This is a genomic window from Streptococcus sp. 23.2 (assembly GCF_016648665.1).
In the GTDB taxonomy this organism is placed as follows: Bacteria; Bacillota; Bacilli; order Lactobacillales; family Streptococcaceae; genus Streptococcus; species Streptococcus salivarius_E.
Map to the genome: position 1 here is coordinate 59,906 of NZ_JACLQJ010000009.1, position 17,303 is coordinate 77,208.

At 40.8% G+C, this 17,303-nt stretch carries 19 protein-coding genes; all 19 read right to left on the reverse strand.

All coding sequences use genetic code 11. The features are described from left to right. Window positions 1-720, reverse strand: coding sequence for a 1-(5-phosphoribosyl)-5-[(5-phosphoribosylamino)methylideneamino]imidazole-4-carboxamide isomerase (gene hisA, locus H7T98_RS06195; RefSeq protein WP_201041566.1), 720 nt, complete (start codon window positions 718-720; stop codon window positions 1-3). A gap of 47 nt (window positions 721-767) precedes the next feature. Beyond that, window positions 768-1,376 (reverse strand): imidazole glycerol phosphate synthase subunit HisH, encoded by a 609-nt coding sequence (hisH, locus tag H7T98_RS06200; protein ID WP_021144331.1) that lies wholly within the window; start codon window positions 1,374-1,376, stop codon window positions 768-770. After that, on the reverse strand, window positions 1,373-1,957 hold the full coding sequence (hisB, locus tag H7T98_RS06205) for an imidazoleglycerol-phosphate dehydratase HisB (RefSeq protein WP_201041567.1): 585 nt from the start codon (window positions 1,955-1,957) through the stop codon (window positions 1,373-1,375). Before hisB ends, hisH begins: the two co-directional genes overlap by 4 nt. Before the next feature lie 19 nt (window positions 1,958-1,976). Next, a complete protein-coding gene (hisD, locus tag H7T98_RS06210) occupies window positions 1,977-3,260 on the reverse strand; it encodes a histidinol dehydrogenase (RefSeq protein ID WP_004182681.1) in 1,284 nt (427 codons plus the stop codon). Next, window positions 3,257-3,907, reverse strand: a complete 651-nt coding sequence (gene hisG / locus H7T98_RS06215; RefSeq protein WP_118057988.1) for an ATP phosphoribosyltransferase — start codon at window positions 3,905-3,907, stop codon at window positions 3,257-3,259. The genes hisD and hisG overlap by 4 nt, the downstream gene beginning before the upstream one ends. Further along, entirely contained in the window at window positions 3,900-4,880 is a 981-nt protein-coding gene (locus tag H7T98_RS06220; protein ID WP_118057989.1) for an ATP phosphoribosyltransferase regulatory subunit, read from the reverse strand. The genes hisG and H7T98_RS06220 overlap by 8 nt, the downstream gene beginning before the upstream one ends. Further along, window positions 4,877-5,929 (reverse strand): histidinol-phosphate transaminase, encoded by a 1,053-nt coding sequence (hisC, locus tag H7T98_RS06225; protein WP_048674518.1) that lies wholly within the window; start codon window positions 5,927-5,929, stop codon window positions 4,877-4,879. The genes H7T98_RS06220 and hisC overlap by 4 nt, the downstream gene beginning before the upstream one ends. A 750-nt stretch (window positions 5,930-6,679) precedes the next feature. Further along, on the reverse strand, window positions 6,680-7,069 hold the full coding sequence (locus H7T98_RS06230; protein ID WP_037610984.1) for a hypothetical protein: 390 nt from the start codon (window positions 7,067-7,069) through the stop codon (window positions 6,680-6,682). After that, window positions 7,050-7,973 (reverse strand): phosphodiester glycosidase family protein, encoded by a 924-nt coding sequence (locus tag H7T98_RS06235; protein ID WP_049545187.1) that lies wholly within the window; start codon window positions 7,971-7,973, stop codon window positions 7,050-7,052. Before H7T98_RS06235 ends, H7T98_RS06230 begins: the two co-directional genes overlap by 20 nt. A 161-nt stretch (window positions 7,974-8,134) precedes the next feature. Beyond that, window positions 8,135-8,869 carry a PHP domain-containing protein gene (locus tag H7T98_RS06240; protein WP_175057887.1) on the reverse strand — a complete coding sequence of 245 codons (735 nt, stop codon included), beginning with the start codon at window positions 8,867-8,869 and terminating at the stop codon, window positions 8,135-8,137. An 8-nt stretch (window positions 8,870-8,877) separates the two neighbouring features. Continuing rightward, complete coding sequence (locus H7T98_RS06245; protein ID WP_070476367.1) at window positions 8,878-9,522, reverse strand: TIGR01906 family membrane protein; 645 nt, start codon at window positions 9,520-9,522, stop codon at window positions 8,878-8,880. After that, window positions 9,512-10,285 (reverse strand): TIGR01457 family HAD-type hydrolase, encoded by a 774-nt coding sequence (locus H7T98_RS06250; protein ID WP_021145568.1) that lies wholly within the window; start codon window positions 10,283-10,285, stop codon window positions 9,512-9,514. The genes H7T98_RS06245 and H7T98_RS06250 overlap by 11 nt, the downstream gene beginning before the upstream one ends. 1 nt (window position 10,286) lies before the next feature. Then, window positions 10,287-11,030 carry an acyl-ACP thioesterase domain-containing protein gene (locus tag H7T98_RS06255; protein ID WP_175057529.1) on the reverse strand — a complete coding sequence of 248 codons (744 nt, stop codon included), beginning with the start codon at window positions 11,028-11,030 and terminating at the stop codon, window positions 10,287-10,289. Then, entirely contained in the window at window positions 11,031-12,167 is a 1,137-nt protein-coding gene (hemW, locus tag H7T98_RS06260; RefSeq protein ID WP_013990758.1) for a radical SAM family heme chaperone HemW, read from the reverse strand. A 96-nt stretch (window positions 12,168-12,263) separates the two neighbouring features. Continuing rightward, window positions 12,264-13,004: a hypothetical protein gene (locus H7T98_RS06265; RefSeq protein WP_201061494.1), complete on the reverse strand. Its 741-nt coding sequence runs from the start codon at window positions 13,002-13,004 to the stop codon at window positions 12,264-12,266. Window positions 13,005-13,212: 208 nt separating this feature from the next. After that, entirely contained in the window at window positions 13,213-14,328 is a 1,116-nt protein-coding gene (locus tag H7T98_RS06270) for a hypothetical protein (protein WP_201061496.1), read from the reverse strand. A 64-nt stretch (window positions 14,329-14,392) separates the two neighbouring features. After that, on the reverse strand, window positions 14,393-15,439 hold the full coding sequence (gene rfbB / locus H7T98_RS06275) for a dTDP-glucose 4,6-dehydratase (RefSeq protein ID WP_002884100.1): 1,047 nt from the start codon (window positions 15,437-15,439) through the stop codon (window positions 14,393-14,395). 271 nt (window positions 15,440-15,710) lie between these two features. Beyond that, window positions 15,711-16,304 (reverse strand): dTDP-4-dehydrorhamnose 3,5-epimerase family protein, encoded by a 594-nt coding sequence (locus H7T98_RS06280; RefSeq protein WP_022495791.1) that lies wholly within the window; start codon window positions 16,302-16,304, stop codon window positions 15,711-15,713. After that, window positions 16,304-17,173, reverse strand: coding sequence for a glucose-1-phosphate thymidylyltransferase RfbA (rfbA, locus tag H7T98_RS06285; protein ID WP_002883992.1), 870 nt, complete (start codon window positions 17,171-17,173; stop codon window positions 16,304-16,306). The genes H7T98_RS06280 and rfbA overlap by 1 nt, the downstream gene beginning before the upstream one ends. Between the last annotated feature and the right edge of the window lie 130 nt (window positions 17,174-17,303).

The following is a 17,303-nucleotide window of genomic DNA, read 5'->3' on the forward strand; positions in this document are numbered from 1 at the left end:
TTAACCTCCGAAAGACTTGAGTTGGTCTAATGTGATATTGCCGTTATAGTAGGCTTTACCGACAATGGTTCCTGACACACCAATCTCTTCTAGGTGATCTAAGTCGGCTACTTCTGCAATCCCACCGGAAGCGATGACTTTGGCGGTTGTGAGTTCAGATACCAAACGTTTGTAGTGATCAAGATTGGGTCCTGTCAGTGTGCCATCTCGATCAACATCAGTATAGACAAAGAGGGTTACGCCCATCTTTTCCATTTCCTTGGCCAAGGTAATATAGTCCACATTGCTGGTTTCCAACCAGCCTTCAGTAGCGACAAACCCTGCCTTGGCATCAATACCTACGACAATTTTATCAGCACCAAATTCCTCTAAAGCTGCTCTAACGAAGTCAGGATTTTTAACGGCCATTGAACCGATAATGATACGGTCGATGCCAACTGCCAAATAATCACGAATCTGCTCCAAGGTACGGATACCACCACCAACTTCGATGCCAAGTCCAGAAACCTTCTTGACCTCTGCAATCAAGTCACGGTTAGTGGCACGACCATCAAGGGCACCATCCAAGTCGACAACGTGAATAAATTGAATGCCCGCATTCTTAAAGGTCTTTGCCTGCTCAATAACATCTGGATTAACAACGGTTTGTTGGTTGAAGTCTCCTTTAAAGAGGCGAACAGCCTGTCCATCCTTAATATCAATTGCTGGTAGAATTTGCATCTCCCCTACCATCCTTTCTAAGTGAAAAACTTTGCTCTCAAGAGCTTTTAGGCTTTGCATAAACCTACAAATTGTTCAATAATACCTAAACCAATATCACCTGATTTTTCGGGATGAAATTGAGCTCCATAAACATTGTCTTTATGAATCATGGCTGGCACCTCGATACTATAATCTGCGGTAACATCAATATATTGGCTAGGAACATCCGTGAAATAACTGTGAACGAAGTAGACAGCTTGGCCGTCTAAACCATCTGTCAAAGGGCTGGCTTGCTTAACAGCCAAATCATTCCACCCCATATGTGGGACAGGTTGCTCCTTGCTGGCTGGAATAGCACGGCAAACACCTGGAATAAAGCCGAGACCATTTGTTTCCTCATGTTCCAGTCCTTTTTCCGTTAAAATTTGCATGCCTAAGCAGATTCCTAAAAGTGGAACTCCCTTTGCTACGGCCTCTTTGATAACAGCTACCAAGCCTCTTCGCTCAAGCTCTGCCATGGCTGTTGGATAAGCACCCACACCAGGTAAAATCAAACCATCTGCAGCTAGGATTTTTTCTTTATCAGCAGACAATTCTGCAGTCACACCAATCTTTTCAAGGGCACGCAGAACATTTGCAGTATTCCCCGCATCGTAATCAATGACGATAATCATAGCATCCCCTTTGTCGAGTTTACACCGTGAATGTCAGGATTGATTGTGATGGCTTCACGCAAGGCACGTCCTGTAGCCTTGAAAAGACTTTCTGACTTGTGGTGATTATTTTTTCCGTGGAGAATCTTGAGGTGGAGATTCATCTGAACATTGAAGGCCAAGGCTTGGAAAAATTCTTCTACCAGTTCTGTGTCAAAATTACCCAATTTGGGATTATCAAAACTAGCATCAAAGACCAAGAAGCTACGTCCAGACAAGTCTAAACTTGCCATTCCGAGGGTTTCATCCATAGGTACAAAAGCCATTCCATAACGGTTGATTCCTGCTTTATCGCCCAAGGCCTCTTTAAGAGCTTGACCAAGGACAATACCGACATCTTCAACAGTGTGGTGACTATCAACCCAAAGGTCGCCATCAGCCTTAACCACCAAAGACATACGACCGTGGCGGGCAAACAAGGTCAACATGTGGTCAAAAAATCCGACACCTGTTTGAATGTCTACTGGTTCTTGAGCATCTAAATTGAGGCTTAACTTAATTTTGGTTTCAAAGGTATTACGTTCAATTTCTGCTTGTCTCATAACTTCTTCCTCTACTCTCTCAATTATTGTCGTTTCTGACTTCAATTGCCTTGGCGTGGGCCTGCAAGCCTTCCGCATAAGCCAAGGTTGTAATATCGTGTTGAGCCTTATTGACTGCTGCTTTGTCATACTGCGTATATTGGATACGTTTGACAAAATCATGTACACCTAAAGCTGATGAAAATCGGCTGGTTGCTGTCGTTGGAAGAACGTGATTGGCACCTGCATAGTAGTCGCCAATTGGTTCGCTGGTAAAGTGACCAAGAAAGACGGAACCAGCATTTTCCACTTTTTCCAAGTAATCATAAGCATTGTCCATAGCAATTTCCAAATGTTCTGGCGCAACCAAGTTCATGAGTTCGAACATGGCATCTGTATCATTGGCAATAATAATACGGCCGTTATTTTCGACAGATGGACGAGCAATCGCCTCACGTGGCAAAAGCTTGAGTTGACGTTCAATCTCACTTTCAACCGCATCTGCCAAGGCTTCAGAATCTGTGACCAAAATGGCGCGTGCGCGTGTGTCGTGCTCTGCTTGAGACAAGAGGTCAGCTGCCACATAGGTTGGATTGGCACTACTATCAGCGATAACACCAATTTCTGATGGTCCTGCAATCATATCAATACCGACAATACCGTAAACTTGTTTCTTGGCAGTCGCCACGAAAATATTACCAGGACCTGTAATCTTGTCCACTTTTGGAATTGTTTCTGTACCAAAAGCCAAAGCCGCAACCCCTTGAGCCCCACCAACTTGGTAAATGCTATCCACACCAGCCAATTTGGCGGCTACCAGAATCGCAGGAACAAAGTGCTCTTGAGGCGGCGTAATCATAATAATCTCTTTAACCCCAGCAATTTTGGCAGGAATAACATTCATAAGAACTGATGACGGATAAGCCGCAGTTCCTCCAGGAACATAAACACCCACACGATTGATGGGACGAATCAATTGACCACGAATAACACCCTCACTTGGTTGGTCCTCAAAACCAGTCTCCAACTGATGCTTGTGATAAGATTCAATGTTTTCTTTAGCATTAACTAGGGCTTGGTAAACCTCTGGATCAATCTCTTTAAAGGCTTGATCAATCAAGTCCTGTCCAACTTCAAAATCAGTCAAGTCAACCTTATCAAATTTAGCTGAATAGTCACGAAGGGCCTCGTCTCCACGTTTTTTAACGTCTTCAATAATGGCTTGAACCGTGCTTTCAACGTCTCTATTTTCTTTTGACAGTTCCAATTGCTCCTGATAAAGAAGCTCCGCAATTTCTTTATTTGTTCCAGTTAATCGTTTCATTCGAACGGTACCTCCTCGTTCCCTACAAGTGATTCAATCTTACAAATGAATGGTAGAACTTCCTTGTTATTTTTCAAAGAAGCCTTATTAACAATCATTCGTGCTGAAATCCTGCAAATATCTTCATAAACTTTTAAGCCATTAGCAACAAGGGTATTCCCTGTTTCCACAATATCGACAATGGCATCCGCTAGACCAATAACAGGGGCAATCTCAACGCTCCCTTGAATCGAAATAATCTCGACATCCTCACCCTTTTGATTAAAATAATCAGTTGCAATGGTTGGATACTTGGTCGCAATACGTTTACGTTTATGGTCATCAGGATTATAGTCTTCTGTTGAGGCTACGGAGAATTTACAAAGGCCAAAATTAAGGTCTAACATTTCCAAATAGCCTGTCGGATGTTCAACCAGAACATCCTTCCCGACAATCCCAATATCTGCGACACCATGTCGAACATAGGTGGTCACATCTGGAGCTTTGACCAAGAGAAAACGGAAACGTTTATCAGGACTCTCAAAAATCAAATTACGGCCCTTATCAGCCATGAAAGACATATCAAAGCCAGCTTTTTCCAGTAATTTAACCGTATCTTTCTCAATACGCCCCTTAGTCAAGGCAATTGTGATTTGAGTGCTAGTCATCCAAGTCACCTCCAAATTCCACATCATCATGTACTGCTTGATAGATCGAATCGACATCAATGGCCCAGCCGACCGCTGTTAACTCAGTAGCTCCAAAGCGTTCAAATAGTTTATCGTAACGCCCACCTGACACAAAGGCATCTGGCACCTTGTCACCGAAGACCTTAAACATCATGCCCGTGTAGTAAGGCACTGCTGGCAACTGAGCCAAATCAAGCGTCGTCTCTGGGAGACTATCTGCTAGACGATTGGTTAAGACCTCCAAACTATCTAGAGCCGTCAAAAAGGCTTCACTATCTGTTAACTGTCTAGCCTTGGTCAAGACAGCCTTGGTCTCACCAAAGAGGAAGGGCAACTGTTCCAAGACCTTGTCATATTGACTTGGATTTTCTTTGGTGAATTCCTTGAGGCCTGTGATTGATTTGTCACGGATATAGGCCGCCAACTCTGCTTCTTTTACAGCTGGAAGGTCTAATTCTTCAAAAATGAGTTGCAAGAGGCGAGCATGTGAAAACTCAAACTTGTAATTTTTGACACCAGCAGCATCCAGAGCCTCTTTAGCAGATATCACAGCTTCTTCCATGGCCTGGTGAACAGGGAATCCTATAATCTCAATACCAGCCTGCGTATGCTCATTGGATAGGCCACGCATCTCCTCATTGTAGTTAAAGACTTTTCCAGAGTAAGAAAATTTTATGGGTGTATGAACTTGTGTCGAAGCAATCACGCGCCCAATTTGGCTGGTAATATCAGGACGTAAACTAACAAGATCTCCATTTTTATCAAAGAAATTGTAGTTACCATTGTCCACAACGTCGCTAAAGACTTCGAAATGCTCCAAGGTTGGTGTCTCAATTCGAAGGAAACCCTTTGTCATCAACAAGTCACAGATACGATGCTCAATCTGATACATGGTACGGGCACGTTTGAAAAGTTTATCGTGCATTCCTAAGGCTAATGTCGTTTTTTTCATGCTTGTAACTCCTGTATTGTCATTAGTACGCGCTCCATCTCATCCTGAGTTCCAATCGAGATGCGTAGTCTGTCTGAAATACGCTCCACTTTTGGAAAATAACGGACATAAATTTTCTTACTTTGGAGATAGTCAAACAATTGCCCTGCTGTCACTCCGTGCGGTTTGACCAAAACAAAATTGGTTTTTGAAGGAAGCACATCAAAACCAATAGCTTGCAATTCTTGACTAAACCAGTCACGTGTGGCCATAATCTTAGCGCAGCTATCTTCATAATAATCCCATGACTGAACGGCTGCAGTCGCCAAGACTTCCGCAATGCTATCCACATTATAGGGATTGACCGAATTCTTGACGGCATTGATCACAGCCATTAGCTTTGGACTTCCGATGCCATAACCGACACGCAAGCCTGCAAGTGAGGCGTCCTTAGAAAAGGTCCTTGTGATAAACACATTGTCATACTTTTCTAGAAGAGGTAAGGCAGTCTCCCCACCAAAGTTAATATAGGCTTCATCAATAATCACAACTACTGACTGATTGGCCTTTACGATTTCTTCAATTTGATCGAGAGGTTTATAAATACCTGTTGGCGCATTTGGGTTAGTAAGGACAATCCCACCATTTTCAACCAGATAATCTTGAGTATCAATCTCAAATGAAGAGTTCAAGGGCACTTCTCTAAATGGGATGCGATACAAATCTGCCCATACCTTGTAAAAACCATAGGTCAAATCTGGAAACAAGACTTCTTCCTCGCTATTAAAGAAAGCAAGAAAAGCCATTGACAAAATATCGTCTGACCCATTTCCAATAATCACTTGATCGGCAGAAACACCTAACTGTTCAGATAAGGCTTGACGCAAAGCCGCTTGATTCAAAGTCGAATACTTGCGTAACTGATGGGCATCAAAGGAGGCTAAAGCTTGATGGACTGCTGGACTTGGTCCATAGGCATTTTCATTAGTATTCAACTTAATGATATTTTTCTCAGCAGGCTGACTACCCGCCACATAGGGTTCAATCTTTCGTAATCCTTTGATTTCCATAGTTTATCCTTTCTGTTCAACTCCGACCAAGTGTACTGCTAGCTACATCTCCTTAAAGCAAGGGTAACAAAAAAACGCCCTCGCAAAAACAACTTTTGCAAGGACGTTGGCACGTGGTTCCACCTTAATTCGAACAGGGGTCACCCCCTCTTCCTCATGAAGTCACAAAGACTCACTTGTAACTCCTAGTCTCTAACGGAACCACCCGTCGTACACTACTGTCATCCAGAGTTCGCATACGCTCTCAAGAATGTGTCGTCTTTGATCTCATGCGTTTTCAGCTTCCCGCATTCTCTGTCAAGCGATCAGACTTTTTCTCTCAACGATTTAGATTTGAAATTATTCTACATGAAAATTCAGAACAATGCAAGTCTTTTTTGTATATTTTTATAAAAACTTGAATTCCTTGTATATTTAATAGCCAAAACAAACTGCTGTGAAATTGAGTTCAAATAAATAAAAAGTTGATGCGGTATCTTTTTACAAACCAAGTGGATCCCTAAAGAGACTTCTGACTGTGATAGCTTAACTGGAAACCACTATTTTTTCAAGTACTTTCATCACTACAGAAGATCTCGTTCTATCTAAATTCCTATCACAAAAAATCTTGCTCAGTTATTTTTTATGACAATTTCTTTGGACTATTTCCCAAATTGAAATCATTTCTTCATATTATAATTTGTATATTTATCCTAAATAATTTTTCAAAGCAAGACAAAAAGCCTGAAGCACAGCTCCAAGCTCTCATTGTTAAGCCAGTCTTTTAGGTCTGATAAATCCCGTTAGGAGACTCAAACAAAGTAGTCCAGCTGCCACATACCAATAGGGCATATCCACGCTAGTCGTACGGCCTGAGACTTCAACAATACCTTTAACTAAACAAGCACTAGCGACAACAGCAATGGCTGAATTAAAGAGAAGTTTTGAGGCACGATTCTTCACCCAAGACATTCCCAGTCCAGTAAGTAGATAAATAAATGCTCCAGCCAATGGTGCAAAGAACATCATGCGCATAAACATGGATGATTCACCATAAGAAAAGCGCTCATAAACAAAGGTAAAGACTAGACTAAAAATGGTTAGTCCGATGTAGGTGAAAAAGTGTTTGCTGGCTGATTTTTTAGTAACCGATGTAAACAATATCGCTCACCGCCCTTTCTGAAATTTTGTTTCCGTTTGTGGTTGGCTTATTAATGACCTGACCATTGAAGTACATGGTAGATGAGCCACCACCGTCAAGGTTGTAGGCTGTCGTCACGCCATAAGATTTCATCAACTCTGCCATTTCATAAAGAGTCAATCCTGACGACTCACTGGTACGACCATCAGAGACAATGACAATATAGTGCACACTGCCGTCACTTTCTTCGATAACTCCGATGGCTGTACGTGGATTGTCAGCCATGGCTTGACCAACCTCTTCATTTTCTGATACAGCTACCTTGCCATTTTCAACCAAGGTTGGACCAAAGGCAAAGGTATTAACCACACCTGAATCAACCAATTTTTGAGCCGTTGTATCGCCCTCCTTAAAGGTCTTGAAGCTACCATCTGAGTAAACCGCTAGGTCCTCATAGTCACTATTTCGATCAGTATCACGATAGACCTGACCATTTTTAATCACATAACCTGACTGGTTAGCCCCATAATAGTCACCATTTATGGCAAAGATAGCATTATTTTGCTGAGCAATACTTGAAGTAGTCTCGGTGATGTTGGTCCCATAGGTATTTTGTGCCAAAGCCGTTTTAAGGTAATCTGCACTTGAAAGCTTGATATCGGCAACATAGTAAGTGGTATCACTAGTTTTACCTGTCGTGATTTTGATATCCATATTGTCATCTTTATAAGTCGTATCCGTCTTAGTGACTTTACCAGTGCTGGTAGACGCTGTCGACGAAGCTGTGCTTGAACTAGTCGTATTTGCTGAAACCGTTGAGACCGCTGAGGGAATGACAAAGACCTTTAAGAGAGAGTAGACATTTGCCCCCATCAGAAAAAGGGTGAAGAGTAAGGCATAGGCATGCCTTTTGAGAAATTTCATAGAAGACCTCCAATTTTAAAAGATAAGATTGAAACCATAAGTTCCTTTTGCTTGACATTAGCATAACAAGTAAATCTTAAAATCTTCTATAAATCCTACAACCACGCTTTTCCTTTAAGTTTTCCTTAAGAAAAAGACAGCTTCAGTTGAAGCCATCTTCGCTATATAATCATATCTTCTGTAATGTCGAATTCTCTCAAGAGCTCCTGAATCTTATCAAAGTTCAGACGGAAATGCTCTAATTTATGACCATCAGAGCCAATAGAATACTTGCAACATCCCAGATCCTTAACAAGCCCCAAGGCATAACGATAAAGATCTTCGTGATGATAGAGATACATACTCTTTGCATTCAGCTCAAAAGCCAAATCATTAGCAAGCATTTTCTGGAAAATGCGTTTGAGTTGCTCCTCATAGGCTTTTAGCTCATCAACAGTCACGTCAAAAAGTCGGAAACCATAGTCAAAATGGGCCAGAACATCTGCCTCTACACGACCAATAGCATACTCCAACTTGTCCAGATACTCTTGAATAATGCTTGCCTTGTCCATATCAGCTACCTCATCATCAAGATAATCATTGACGCCATTATGATGAACAGAAAGAAGCTTGAGATCATAGTCCTTACCATCCAAAAAGGCCAAAATATCCTTTTCCCTAGGCTGATAATAACCAATCTCGATGCCACGTTTAATACGATTGCCATACTTGAGGTTAAGACTTTCGATTTCGTGACTATAAGCCTCGTACTCGGGCACATCATCCTGTTTGGTATAAGGATTAGAGAGATCGTAATGCTCAGTCGTTACAATTTCACCTTCAAAATGTGTCAAATAGTCAGTAAAGTTCGCATCCGAATCATAGGAATGATGGGTATGCAAATGGTTATCACGAATAGACATAACTACTCCTTATTTTTCAAATACATTGTAAGCTGCTTATGGGCCAACCAGGTCAAACTCACCACCAACCCCTCATAAATAATAAAGAAAATCACAAAACATTGAAGGAAATACTCTTCTGGTAAAACGTTGATAATCGGATCCAAGATTGGATTAAAGAGCCAACTGCTATCTCCAGGAAAGAGGGCTTCATGAAAGAGCGTAAAAAACTCATCAAATCCGAGAAAAACTCCCACAACCCCAATAAGGATTGGTAAAACAGCTAAACTCATATAAAGCCTACGATAAAGACCAAAGGTGCCCTTCTTCACATTTCGCCAAAGAAAGGTCACAGCTGGATAAGCCAGTAGAATAACAAGCCCCTGTACCAAATGAAAGAGCCACTTCACATCATGAAAATGCTTTAGCCCACTCTCCGACGATGGAAAATCAGCCATAGTCAGATGACCAACCCAAGGAAAGGTCAAGTACTGCATGAGGACATTGAAATTATGCCAAAGCTCCGTCTTTCCGATAATGACATAGTCCATAAGATGCATCCAGTCAATATCAAAATAATAGAATCCCCATGCCAGATAAATTGTCACCAGAATAGACAAGGCCAAGAGCCAAATCGGAGTCAGAACAGCATTAATCCTAGTTCGCATCAAAATCCCACTCCGCTAGACTAGAAAGTACATGGTCGGGTTTTACTGGTAAATTCGCAACCTCTTCCGCCTTGGTAAATCCAGTTGTCACAAGAAGTGTTGGAAAGTCATTTTTAATACCAGCTGTAATATCAGTCAAGTAATTGTCACCAACCACGATAGTTTGGCTACGTTCTGTCCCAAGGATTTCAAGAGCCTTGTTCATGATAATAGCTTTAGGCTTACCAATAATGATTGGTTTCACACGGGTAGCCGCCTCAATAAGGGCCAAGAGGGAACCAGCACCTGGAAGAAGACCACGTTCAGTTGGGATATTCAAATCTGGGTTAGTTCCAATAAATATGGCCCCTTTGTGGATGGCAAGCGTTGCTTTAACCAACATTTCATAAGTGACTTCACGGTCCAAGCCCACCACAACATAGGCAGGATTTTCCTCATCTACCGTATATCCCGCTTCCGCAATTGCAGATTTAAGCCCAGTCTCACCGATAACATAAACCGTCTTGCCACGATTCATATCGTTCATGTAGTCAACTGTCGCCAAAGTAGCTGTATAGATGGTCTCAAGGGGCGTTTCCAACTCACACTGATTACGCAAAAGCTCTTGCACCATCTCTGGTGTACGCATACTGTTATTAGTCACAAAAAGATAGGGAATCTGACGCTTCTGCAACTCCTTAACGAAGGCTTCTCCCTCAGGAATACGATCCTTCCCCTTGTAGATAGTTCCATCTAAATCAATCAAATAACCTTTATATGTCATCTTACTCGTCTCCTATTTCTTTCCATTGGATAATGGCCTGAGCATGAATATTGCCATCAACACAAATCTGATGTTGACTGCTCAAACTTTCTTGGTCAAACTCATAGCCTGAATAAATCTCTGACCCATGATGAATTTCCTTAACATACTTGAGGTCAATATGGGCTGGTGTGTACTTGGTCAAAAAGTCCAAATCGAAAACATCCAACATCCACTCCAAGTACTTGCTATTATTAACGTGGCCATTCATGTCTAGGTCAAAATAACGCACACGATATAGCGTCTCAATTGGATTTTCCAAACCCTTATAACGAGGTCCTCTAAGCAACTTTTTAGTCTTATCAGCCCCATAAGGTGCTACCACCTCATCTGGCACTTCGGCTACCTTACGCGTTTCATAATCCATAAGAGCAAAAGTAGTCTTAAAGAGCATGATTTGTTGATCAGTTTCATCCGTGATGTAAAAATTACGGTAACAGAAAATCTTATTATAGGAAATAGCTTCCGTTGTAATGGTCACCTTTTCATTGTAACGAGGCAAACGGTCAATCTCAATCGCATAGTCTGTCACAATCCAAACCAGACCGTATTTATCAAAAACGTCCTTATCCGTATTTTCCAGAGATTCTGACTGCATACCAGATACTTGCAATGAAAAAGCCAATAAGTGCGGTAATTTTACCTGATGCGTGATATCCGTCTCATAAAACGGAATTTGATAAGGAATACTAAATTTTAATCCCATCTAATCCTCCAAGATAAATTGTTCAGCGACACTATCACCCAAAAAGAGGCCTCGTTTGGTCATACGAACGACTTCTGGATCCTTGACCAAAAGCCCATCTTCCTGTAGTTTTTTTACAATGTCCCCATAAGTATCCGCGAATGACAAGCCAAACTTCTCTTCAAAACGTTTAATAGACACACCCGACTTTTTACGCAAACCAAGGAAGAACTCCTCTTCCATCATCTCCGCCTTAGTCAGATGTTCTTCGTGAAGTCTAGCATGGCCATCCTCAGCTATAGCCTTTAGGTAATGCTGGATAGGGCCTCTGTTGCGATAACGAACACCATTGACATAACCAGAGGCTCCAGCACCCACACCATAATACTCATCATTATTCCAATACATGAGATTGTGACGACTCTCCATCCCAGGTTTGGTAAAGTTTGAAATCTCGTAGTGCTCAAAACCATTGTTTTCCAACTCTTGGATAATATAGTCAAACATCTCTGCTTCCAAGTCCTCCGTTGGGAGATTGAGCTTACCTCGACGCATCTTATTCATAAAGACCGTGTGATGTTCCAATATCAAACTATAGAGACTTAGGTGTGGAATATCCAGTTCCAGTGCCTTTCTCACATTTTCCTTGACCTGATCCATGGTTTGACCAGGTAGTGCATAAATGAGGTCAATAGAAATATTATGAAAACCAGCAGCCTTTAAGCTATCAATACTTTCATAAATCTGTGCCTGATTGTGACTGCGACCAATTTGACGCAAGTGCTTGTCATCAAAGGTCTGAACCCCTAAAGATACGCGATTAACAGCTGATTTTTTGAGCACTTCAATCTTATCAACCGTCAAATCACCGGGATTAGCCTCAATGGTAAACTCCTCCAACTTAGACAAATCCAAGTTCTTCTGAAGATTGCTTAAAAGGTAGTCCAATTGCTCCGCAGAAATAGCTGTCGGTGTCCCACCACCAATATAAAGGGTGCGAAGCTCCTTGATATCTAAAAGCTCCCACTCACGAATCAAAGCCCGTAGGTAGTCATCAACGGGCTGATTTTTAATAAAGACCTTAGAAAAGTCACAATAATAACAAATTTGTGTGCAAAATGGAATGTGCACATAGGCTGACGTTGGTTTTGTTTGCATGTAACTATTCTACCATTTTTTAAGTAGAAATGAGACCTTGAAAAATAAGAGTTTAAAGCCAAAAAAGAAGCCATCTCTCCAGATAGCTTCTTTACTTTATTTTGTTAATGAGAATGGGAAAGCATTATAGTTGCTATAATCAAAGGTTGGTCCCAAGTCAGAGATAAATTGAACTGGCGTGTAAGTTCCATTTTCAAGAATAAAGCCAGGCTTAGCTTGAAAACCAGCTCCCCCTATTCCTGTAATACCAGGAAGCAAGGTAGAAAAATCGCCACCCTCCCAAACGTAGAGATTTCCAGAAATTTGAACGGCTTTTGCTGTTGTTGAGCTTTGACGATAGGGTTCGTAATCGACATTGAAATTTGCCTTTGAAGTAATGTTGCCATCAGCATCAACTGTAAAACTAATGTCTGTTGCTTGAGGACTAGTACCTGTCCAAGTTCCAACCAAAGCTGCTGGGACAGGAGCATCACTTTGAGTATCAGCTGTTGCTTGACTAGACTTGTTTGACTCAGAAGCAGCACTACCACTTGTTCCTACTTGACCATCAGTTCCTTCTGTAGCTTGATTTTTTGAAGAGCTAGCTTCAGGAGCACTCGCTTCTTCTTGACCTTGAGAATCCTTTGAAGCTGAAGCTTCTGTCTTAGCCTTTTTAGCAGACTTCTTCTCAGATGTTTTTGTTTTAGCAGATGACTTCACTACTTTAGAAGTTGACGTTGTAGATGATGCTGTAGTGTCTTTTTCTGACTTAGAGCCACATCCGACAAGTGCTGTAGAAACAGCTACAGACAACAAAACAAGTGAGCAAACACGAATAACTTTTCTTTTCATTTTCATAAACCTCTTTTCTATATGTCTATTATATCTATTTTGTTACGGAAATCAAGTATTTTTTGTAACTTTTGTAACATTTATGTAATTAATTGTATTGCTGTCATAAGTTAATGTCGTATTTACAAGTAAAAAAAGTCTATCACTCCCAAAGGAATGATAGGCTTCTGCATCTTATCTAGGTACTTCTTACCTGCTAGAGGTATCCTAATTACTATTTGTCTTCTCTTTCAATATAACCCCATATGGAGGGAAGGTTGGAACTATCCTTCAAGATAATAATGCGATTACCACCATCTACAAGGACATAATAGTATGACTTTCTCGCATCGTGGTAGATGTCATTAACACTCTTAGCATGATAACCATGTGACTTAAGAGACTTCTGTATTTTAGCAAACTCTTTTTGCACCTTACCATTATCTACACTGCCTGATTGATCCACCAGATATTCTTTTAAAGGCTTAGCAATTAAGATATCTAAAGGCTTAACATTTAAGATATCTATATCATCAGAATCTGTAGTCATAACACCATTTTCAGAGATAGTCAATTCTCCTTCTGATTCATCTTCATCATCATATGTCTTCCATTTTCCAACAAAGGCTTTTGGAACCTCTGCCTTATGAAAAAGACATTTCTTTTTTAAATCTTTGGTACTTCTTGATCCGTAGTAGAGGTCTGATAAGAATAAATCTAGAACTAAGTTTGTCCCATCTTTCTGAATCAGATTATAGTATCCAAACCATTCCCATTTCGTCTTAACCAGTATGATCTCTTTGGTCTGTAATTGATATTTCTTGTCAAAATCAGCAATCGTTTTTAGTTTTGAATTACTGACATCTTCTAAACGTGCTTCAAACTCCTGTCTAACTTTATTACCAATAGAGATTTCTTTGATTTCTTCTTCCCTATAGCCTGCAACAAGTTTTGACTTCTTCCCACTTAAATCATAAACCAAACCAACATTATCATTAGTTACCCACAAACCTCCCAAGTTTGTTCCTTTGGAAGAAAACAAAAAGAGTCCAAGACTTGTTGCTACAACAAGAAATATAGCAATCCCAAGACCAATAAAAGTCTTCTTGCCAAACTTTTTCTTCTTAACAAAGACCATTTGCTGTGAATAAGCTGGGTTAACCATTTGACCAGTCATTTGATTTGGTAAAGGCATGGCTCCTTCAGTCACGGAATTTCCATTGTTGGAAAAAGTAGCTTGTTTTCCTTCCATAACAAATTCACCATTTAGAAGGGCCTGCTGACACTCCTGAATAGTGGGCTTTCGATTATTAATCGCTTCAAAATATTCAATCCATTCTTTTCTATTCATCATCTCTCCTAATATTTCTTAATAGAAAAATCTATCACTAGCTTGGAAGTGATAGATTTTCCAATTATTTAAGCACTTCTTGTGTCTTAGCGTAGTTAGCTTCAACAGCTTCTTTTTCGGCTTTCCACCAGTCTTGGTGATCTGTGTACCACTTGATTGTTTCTTCCAAACCTGATTCAAAGTTTGTGAATTGTGGTTCCCAACCAAGTTCTTCACGCAATTTTGTTGAGTCAATAGCGTAACGCAAATCATGACCAGCACGGTCTGTCACACGGTCGTAAGCGTCTTTTGGTTGACCCATTTTTTCAAGGATGAGCTCAAGAACTTCCTTGTTGTTCTTTTCACCATCGGCACCAATCAAGTAAGTTTCACCGATACGACCTTTCGTGAGGATAGCCCAAACACCAGTTGAATGGTCGTTAGTGTGAATCCAGTCACGGACATTTTTACCTTCACCATAAAGTTTTGGTTTAATACCTGACAAGATGTTGGTGATTTGACGTGGAATGAATTTTTCGATGTGTTGGTATGGTCCATAGTTGTTTGAGCAGTTTGAAATAGTTGCCTTAACACCAAATGAACGCACCCATGCTTTAACGATAAGGTCTGAAGCAGCCTTAGTTGATGAGTATGGTGATGATGGGTTGTATTTTGTTTCTGCTGTGAATTTTTCACCAGGACCTTCACCGTGTCCAGGAAGATCTTCGCGCAATGGAAGGTCACCATACACTTCGTCTGTTGATACGTGGTGGAAACGAATATCGTATTTACGAGCAGCTTCCAAGAGTGTGTAAGTACCAATGAAGTTTGTGTGGATAAATGGTGATGGGTCGTTCAATGAATTATCGTTGTGGCTTTCAGCCGCATAGTGAACGATAGCATCAGCCTTAGCAGCCAATTTATCAACCAATTCAGCATCAGCAATATCACCAACAACCAATTCAACACGGTCACCAAGGATTTCTTCAATGTTGGCACGGTTACCAGCGTAAGTGAGTTTGTCAAGGACAGTCACATGTACGTCTGGATGATTGTTGTAGACATAGTGTACGAAGTTTGAACCGATGAAACCTGCGCCACCAGTTACGATGATGTTTTTGTATTCAGTCATTTTATCTCCAAAAAATATTGTTTTTTTCTTAATCGTTCCTTAAATCAATCTTTTTTAGCTTTCCTTAGGTGAGCACGGACGTCAGCGAACTTCGAAGAAGTTCCATGACTAAGTTTTGAGCCTATTGTCTCAAAACCTCCGAGCACCTGAAACACAATGGTTCAGGTGCTTTTCTCACGGCGGAAAGCTATTCATATAGCTCGCTTCGCTCGTTTATAACAAAGCTAAAAACTATATAATGATTTTCTTAATTGTTTTAAGAGCTATATTCTTACAAATCCTCTGGTTTGAGGGGTTTAACGTCTTTGAGCAATGGGTGATTTTTATCTGCTTCTGAGACTTCTGCTTCTTCCAAGTTTTCCCACTTAATATCAAGGCTTGGGTCAGCATAATTGACAAAGGCGTATTTAGGTTTAAGTTCAAGTGCCCAGTAATCGTTTACGAGGTAGCTATATGACACTTTGTCAGACAAAACTTGGAAACCATTGGCAACACCACGAGGAACAAAGATTCCTTTTGAGGCATCAATAACAGTTTGATAAGTATTCCCAAACGTTTCACCTTCACGGAGGTCAACCCAAGTTCCAAGAACCTTTCCTTCATCTGCTACTGAGATGTATTTATCCCAAGGCTCAGCGTGCAAGCCACGCAAAACATTTTTACGTGAGAAAGAAACGTTATTTTGCAATTTTCCTTCTGCAAAGAATGACTCTGGAAAACCGAGTGGCAACATCTTTTCCTTTTGGAAGTTTTCCTTGAACCATCCACGGTTATCTCCATGAACAGGAATATCAAATTCAAGCAGACCTGGGATAGCATCAATCTTGCGTGCTGCTAGTTCTTTACCAAAAAATTGTTCAGTCATTATGCTTCTCCAATCAAACGGAGCAAATATTGTCCGTATTCGTTTTTCTTAAGTGGTTGTGCCAATTCAAGAACCTGTTCTTTAGTGATATAACCCATGCGATAGGCAATCTCTTCAAGGTTAGCTACTTGGACATTTTGCAAACGTTGAACTGTTTCGATGTACTGAGCAGCTTGCAAGAGACTTTCGTGAGTGCCTGTATCCAACCAAGCAAAGCCACGTCCCATAAGCTCAACAGAGAGATCTCCACGTTCTAAGTAAGCCTTGTTAACATCCGTGATTTCAAGTTCGCCACGAGGGCTTGGCTTGATGTTTTTGGCAATTTCCACAACATCATTGTCATAGAAATAAAGACCAGTTACAGCAAAGTTTGATTTTGGATGCTCAGGTTTTTCCTCAATTGAGATGGCATTCATATTGTCGTCAAACTCAACAACTCCAAAACGTTCTGGGTCCTTAACTTGATAACCAAAGACTGTGGCACCTTTTTCCTTAGCTTCAGCACGTTGAAGCATGGCAGAAAGACCATTGCCATGGAAAATGTTGTCCCCGAGGACAAGGGCAACACTATCGTCACCAATGAAGTCTTCACCAATGATAAAGGCTTGAGCCAATCCATCTGGACTTGGTTGTACTGCATAAGAAAGTGAAATTCCGAACTCAGAACCATCACCAAGGAGCTCTTCAAAACGTGGAAGGTCCTGTGGCGTTGAGATGATGAGGATTTCCTTAATACCAGCCAACATAAGCGTTGAGAGTGGATAGTAAATCATTGGTTTATCGTAAATCGGCATCAGTTGTTTTGATGCAGCACGTGTCAATGGATACAAACGTGTCCCTGAACCGCCTGCAAGAATAATACCTTTCATAAGAAGGCTCCTTTTTTCTCTAATATATTACCTATATTTTAGCATTTTTCAGCCCTCTTGTCACGGTAAACCTTATGTTCTTAAGCTTTCATTAAGAAAATCACAAGTGTCCATTTTCTTAATCCAATCA